This is a genomic window from Lactobacillus sp. UMNPBX6 (assembly GCF_002553975.1).
GTDB lineage: Bacteria > Bacillota > Bacilli > Lactobacillales > Lactobacillaceae > Lactobacillus > Lactobacillus gallinarum.
This window is the reverse complement of record NZ_PCZD01000139.1, coordinates 1-384: the sequence shown is the minus strand read 5'-3', so window position 1 is coordinate 384 and position 384 is coordinate 1. Positions and strand designations below refer to the sequence as shown.

Annotated in this window: 3 tRNA genes; all 3 read right to left on the bottom strand. The window is 50.5% G+C overall.

What is annotated here, in order from left to right:
- Window positions 1-64: 64 nt before the first annotated feature.
- Window positions 65-137 (bottom strand) — tRNA-Thr (locus CP357_RS10015).
- 24 nt (window positions 138-161) lie between these two features.
- Window positions 162-243, bottom strand: a tRNA-Leu gene (locus CP357_RS10010).
- Between the two features lie 12 nt (window positions 244-255).
- A tRNA-Lys gene (locus CP357_RS10005) sits at window positions 256-328 on the bottom strand.
- Window positions 329-384: the final 56 nt, after the last annotated feature.

Here is a 384-nt window from a genome sequence, read left to right as displayed (position 1 = left end):
AACCCGCGACCCCCACCATGGCAAGGTGATGTTCTACCACTGAACTACTTCCGCAAAATATAAATGCCGATTATACGACTTGAACGTACGACCCCCTGTTTACAAGACAGATGCTCTACCAACTGAGCTAAATCGGCATATTGTCAATATGTGGTTGGCAATACGGGTGGTGGGACTTGAACCCACACGTCCGAAAACACTAGAACCTAAATCTAGCGCGTCTGCCAATTCCGCCACACCCGCAAATTAGGGTCATGAGCCGTGAGGGACTTGAACCCTCGACCCACGGATTAAAAGTCCGTTGCTCTACCAACTGAGCTAACGACTCGATGGAGGATACAGGGCTCGAACCTGTGACCTCCTGCTTGTAAGGCAGATGCTCTC